The sequence below is a fragment of the Oleiphilus sp. HI0086 genome, assembly GCF_001635225.1.
Window position 1 is genome coordinate 1 of the sequence record NZ_LWFZ01000827.1, and the last position, 5,132, is coordinate 5,132.

Annotated in this window: 6 protein-coding genes; 4 read left to right on the forward strand and 2 right to left on the reverse strand. The window is 45.9% G+C overall.

The window, feature by feature from the left end; all coding sequences use genetic code 11:
• From A3756_RS27755 to A3756_RS14795, 3 genes are all read left to right on the forward strand, one after another.
• The coding region (locus A3756_RS27755; protein ID WP_197481320.1) for a hypothetical protein at positions 1–522 on the forward strand (522 nt) is incomplete at its 5' end.
• Positions 522–2,063 carry a hypothetical protein gene (locus tag A3756_RS14790; RefSeq protein WP_068553772.1) on the forward strand — a complete coding sequence of 514 codons (1,542 nt, stop codon included), beginning with the start codon at positions 522–524 and terminating at the stop codon, positions 2,061–2,063. The genes A3756_RS27755 and A3756_RS14790, both read left to right, overlap by 1 nt.
• Positions 2,060–2,455 (forward strand): type IV pilin protein, encoded by a 396-nt coding sequence (locus A3756_RS14795; protein ID WP_197469610.1) that lies wholly within the window; start codon positions 2,060–2,062, stop codon positions 2,453–2,455. The genes A3756_RS14790 and A3756_RS14795 overlap by 4 nt, the downstream gene beginning before the upstream one ends.
• Here A3756_RS14795 and A3756_RS14800 read toward each other — a convergent pair.
• The gene (locus A3756_RS14800; protein WP_068511756.1) at positions 2,452–3,054 is read right to left on the reverse strand and encodes a GspH/FimT family pseudopilin; all 603 of its coding nucleotides are present in this window, start codon (positions 3,052–3,054) and stop codon (positions 2,452–2,454) included. The genes A3756_RS14795 and A3756_RS14800 overlap by 4 nt on opposite strands.
• A 63-nt stretch (positions 3,055–3,117) precedes the next feature.
• Between A3756_RS14800 and thiO the strand changes: the two genes are divergently transcribed.
• Positions 3,118–4,242, forward strand: coding sequence for a glycine oxidase ThiO (thiO, locus tag A3756_RS14805; protein WP_231872179.1), 1,125 nt, complete (start codon positions 3,118–3,120; stop codon positions 4,240–4,242).
• Between the two features lie 2 nt (positions 4,243–4,244).
• Here thiO and A3756_RS14810 read toward each other — a convergent pair.
• Positions 4,245–5,132 (reverse strand): sigma 54-interacting transcriptional regulator (locus A3756_RS14810; RefSeq protein WP_197481321.1); only part of this gene is annotated, 888 nt, incomplete at its 5' end.

The window sequence follows — 5,132 nt, forward strand, 5'->3', positions numbered from 1 at the left end:
TCATTAATGTTGCTGGCGATCCTCACAATACTCTCAACAACGATGATGCAAAGCAGTTACCTAAGCTTTAAATCTCAGTCTTCCAGAGTGGCGTTTCAACAAAGCAGTCATGAACTAAATCAGTTTCAGCTTCAAGCTGCGAAGCAAATAAAAAGCTTTATTGATTCTAGACGAGATAGTCATGTTGAGCTCAAAAAGTCATACTCAGAAGGCTTCAAGTTAATCGATGACTTGCTGAACCTCGAAGTAATTGCCGAAGAAGATAATGAATCGTTGACGCGAATTTTATCGTTTTCAAGTTCACAGATGGAGATAGACGTTTATATCACTCAGAGCAGATTGCGTCCGGAATATTCCGGGAATAACTTGCTTCAGTACGACTCTTATAGTCAGCATATCGTGCAAAGGAGCGCAGATCAGCGCTATTTATACCTACAGCTGCACTGTATTAGCAAGCCAGGAATTGGTCAGAACCAAGGCCCTGTTCATCTTGTTGGCGACTTTCGTTTCGAGGTGTCGTGATGAAAAAAAGGATGAAGATTGCATTTGTTTTGTGTTTGTTTAGTTTTTCCTTGCTTTCTAGTATGGCGTGTTATGCAAGTGAACCGATATCGACTGTTGCGGTGTTGAGCCCCGCTATTGTTGTTTCCGAGCCCGCACGCGCCTTTTCGTCGATTGACCCGCTTGGCTATAAAAAATTTAAAACGCAGTATCAGACTCGTAGAACGATGGCCTATGTCATTTCAGGGGAGGGTGAACTGCATGCCATTGATAAAGATAATGCCGAGGGAGGGCAGACATCCGCAGGGGAGTTATGGGCTTATATACACGAGGACCAAACTCTCAAGCTTGAATATCTGACTAAGTCTGAATCTGAGTCTCTGAAAGCAAGTGGATCTAGCTTACTTGATGTCACTTACTATACCTTTGATGCAAAAATATTTGATGAACGTTCAAAGGCACATCCACAAGCTTGGGGGACTTTGTTGCTGGTGGGTATGGGAACCAATAGTAGCCAGAGTCGTGAGCATAGTAATAGGTGTCTATTATTCGATATTACGGACCCTGCACAAACACCTTCTTTATTGGCTGAATTTAAACACACTTCAATGGGGCCGTGTACAAGCAAGCCTACCGCCCTGACTCTTCCCGATGCTTTTGGTGGGGATCCTCTTTGGTATTTGGCTTTTGGGGCAGGGCAAGGAACACTGCGGCCCGGCTTATTTTTTTATGACTTGCAGACAATGACATTAGATAAAGAAGTCTGGCTTCGTCAATTTCGACCTGAGGTAAAGAGTGGTCATATAGCTGGGATTTCGGCAGCAGATATTGATCAAGACGGCCTAACTGATCTCTTGTATTTCGGAACGATTGAGGCATCTAGAGTTCAGGAAAGTGGCAGCTTGTATTCTCTTACCTTTACTAGATCCCTGGATACAGCCACCTCTTCAAGAGCGGGTAAGTATTCCTCTCATCGAGAACGCTATATGACCCCTCAGCTAGCTAAACTATTTGCAGGCAGAGGTGCAATTTCTCACAAACCTTTACTCAAAAGAGGTTCTGAGGGAAAGGTTTGGTTATTCTTTTCGGCTGGCTCCTCAGTTTATGGTCTGATAGATGACTTTTCCAGGCAGAGAGTAAGTGAATTTCAGTTAAGCTCAAGCGGGGTTAAAAATAGAGGATGGGTTCGCACTCTTCCCAAGAACGAAGTATTTACCTCGGCAATAGTCGACTTGGGAGAGATAATTGTCTTGAACGCGTTTCGTCGAGACTGCAATGATTGCTCAGAATCCGGTTTGAATACCTTGAAGCTATATCATGCTTTTAGCGGGGAAGAAATTACCGATATCTTGGCGGACAAAAAACAGACACGAGTATTAGCCGGAAATTTGTTGCTTGATGAAGAAGGCTTCCCGAGGCAGCGTATAGACCACCTGATATCTGATTCAGCCTTGTTATCTCTTCTCGCTATCGATAACAAAAGCCTTTATGGAGAGGAGTCTAAACTCTTGGGCGTTGAGTTAGCCGAAGGTATAAGGCGCTTATCATGGTGGCAACGATGAATCGTTCTAGAGCCTTTACATTAATAGAGTTGCTTGTAAGTTTGGCAATTGTTTCCATTCTATTTTCACTGGCCTTACCTTCATACGAGTCCTACCAACAGCGGAGCCGCTTGACTGAGGGGAAGGCCTCTTTATTGCGTTTGCAGACTGAATTGGAGCGTTATGCAATGAGCTTTCAGCGCTACCCGCAAAGCTTATCGGAATTGCTTTCATATGATGAAGACGAGTTAGAATCGGATCACGGCTACTTCAATCTCTACATTGACTCTGGCCTAAGTGATTGTGACGAAGGGGCTTGTTATGCATTGGTCGCTGAGCCGATCATTGAAACTCGTTCGGATGAGAGGTTGGAGTTATATTCTGATGGCCGTAGAGAAGGGCAATGGAATTAACCACAGCTAACATTCTTTCCTCCGCTCGCTTCAACAATATCATCGCTGTTACTGTCGCGCCCTATTCTTAAGCGACCCTGGAAATTAATGATTAGGGCACGCGCATATTTCTCGTCATTGTTTTCTGGGCAATAGATGTAACTTCCGGCACTACCAAGGGGAAAACCAAGGCGGGAAAAAACAACTCTGTTTGTCGGGTTGTTAAAGCTTATTGTTCCAGAAGGGATAAAAGGGGTTTTGAGCTGGAGTAATAGTTCACTCTCATCACGTTTCTGGTCCTTGTCTTCGTCAATGAATATCATTGCGCCAGCTTGCCAACCTTGTTCGCACTGTAGGCCTGAAGAGGATGGGCATAAGGTAATGCGTGTTTGTCTGGCGAGCGCTTCTCTTTTTGCATGTCGAATGAATTGGCTCAAGTGGTTGATATTGCTGTCCGAACGGGCATTTTGGAAAATGTCATTGAAGGAAGGAATAACGACAAAGGTCAAGATAGAAACAATGGCCAAACAGGTGAGTAGCTCGACAAGTGTAATTCCACTTTGCCTGGATTTTTGTTCTTGATGGTACTTATTGCATCGGTGCATAACAGAAGGGGGCATTTTCATCACTCCTTGATAAAGATCATCCCTTGGAAAGAGTATTCTCTTGGCGATTGATATAAAATGCAAGTCGAAAACATCTTGCTAAAGGAAATGAGAAACTTGAAAGTAATCATCGTTGGCGCCGGTGCAATCGGTATGATGCAAGCCAGAGAATTGGCGTTAAAGGGCATTGAAGTCGTGCTGCTTGATAAAAGTGCTTGCGGTACTGAGGCCAGTTGGGCCGGAGGTGGAATCGTATCTCCCTTATACCCTTGGCGTTACTCTGAGCCAGTCACGGCTTTGGCAAGCTGGTCTCAGTCCTACTACCCGAATCTCGCACAGTCTTTAGAGGCCGAGAGTGATATTGACCCGGAATTGACTCGCCATGGCTTGTTAATGCTTCAGGTCGAGGATAGGGAAGCCGCACTTAAGTGGTCTGAAGAGCATCATAAATGGATGGAAACAGTAGATGCTGAGAAAATCTATGAGCTTGAGCCTGCTTTGCGTGAAGGTGTTAAAGATGGTTTGTGGATGTCTCAAGTTTCCAGTATCCGTAACCCTCGTTTACTGCAGGCTTTGTATACCTCTTTGCAGCGTAACCCCTTAGTAACTATTCATGAGGGCGCTGAAGTCTCATCGTTTCTGACGAATAAAGACAAACTCGATGGCGTTAAGCTGCATAATGGTGATGAGCATAGAGCTGATGCCGTCGTCATTTGTAGTGGCGCCTGGAGTCGCAGTGTCGCGAAAAGTGATGGTATTGAGGTTAAGCCGGTTAAAGGGCAAATGCTAATTTTTGATGCGCCTATTGGCCTGGTCAACCGGGTTGTGATGAACAATGGTAAGTATGTGATTCCACGTAGAGACGGAAAGGTACTGGCAGGTAGCACTCTGGAAGACGTCGGCTTTGATAAGCGCACAACGGAACAAGCAAAAGAGGAATTGGCAGATATGGCGATAGACCTCTTCCCGGGCTTGGCCTCCTGCCCTATCAGTGCGCATTGGTCGGGTCTACGCCCAGGCTCACCAGATGGCATTCCCTATATTGGCCAAATGAAGGAGTTTGACAACCTTTATATCAATGCCGGCCACTATCGCAATGGCTTGGTGCTCGCACCCGCTTCGGTTGCCTTACTCAGCGCTATTGTTAGTGGTGAATCGACGCCTATACCGAGTGAACCGTATAACCCTTTGATAAGAGTTTGAAGCTAATCTAGCTCAAGCTTCTTCAGCCGATAGCGCAGGGCTCTAAAACTAATTCCCAGCATTTTTGCAGCCGCCGTCCGGTTCCATTTTGTGGCGGCTAGGGCTTGTTCAATTTCATACCGTTCGATTTCTTCCAAATAGTCTTCCAGTGACTGTTCTGGAGGCCTCGCTGATATCCCTGCTTTAGCTGCGCCAGAGTTTTGTTCCCGGCTACCCAGTACTTGCGCTATCCGGTGTGTCGTTTGTGGTGGCGCTTGAGTATTAGAAGGGCTTTGGATATCTGGCCCCGTTTCGGCTGAATCGGCGCTTAAGTCCAGATCTCCAAGTTCAATGATATTGTCTTCACACAGTGTGAATGCTCTTTCGATGATATTTTCCAGTTCTCGTACATTTCCTGGAAAGCTATACTCTGACAGGCTCTCAAGTGCTGCATTGGAGAGCTTTGCGTCTGTGACGCCACAGTCCCGGGCTATCTTTTCCAGGAAATAGTCTGCGAGTAAGGAAACGTCTTCTTTGCGTTCCCTGAGCGAGGGTACATCGAGTTTGATGACATTAATTCGATAAAACAAATCTTGCCTGAAGCTGCCATCTTCAACGAGTTTGGCCAGGTCTTTATGGGTGGCGCTAAGAATTCGGACGTTAACTTGAACCTCTTCCTGTTCACCAACAGGCCGGATTCGCTTTTCCTGAATTGCACGTAAGAGCTTCACCTGCATTTCAAGAGGTAGGTCGGCGACTTCATCTAAAAATAGAGTGCCGCCGTCAGCTGCCCGAAATAGCCCGGATTTATCTTCGATTGCTCCACTAAAGCTACCTTTTTTGTGGCCAAAGAATTCACTCTCTACCAGCTCACTAGGAATAGCCCCACAGTTGACCGGGACAAAGCGGCC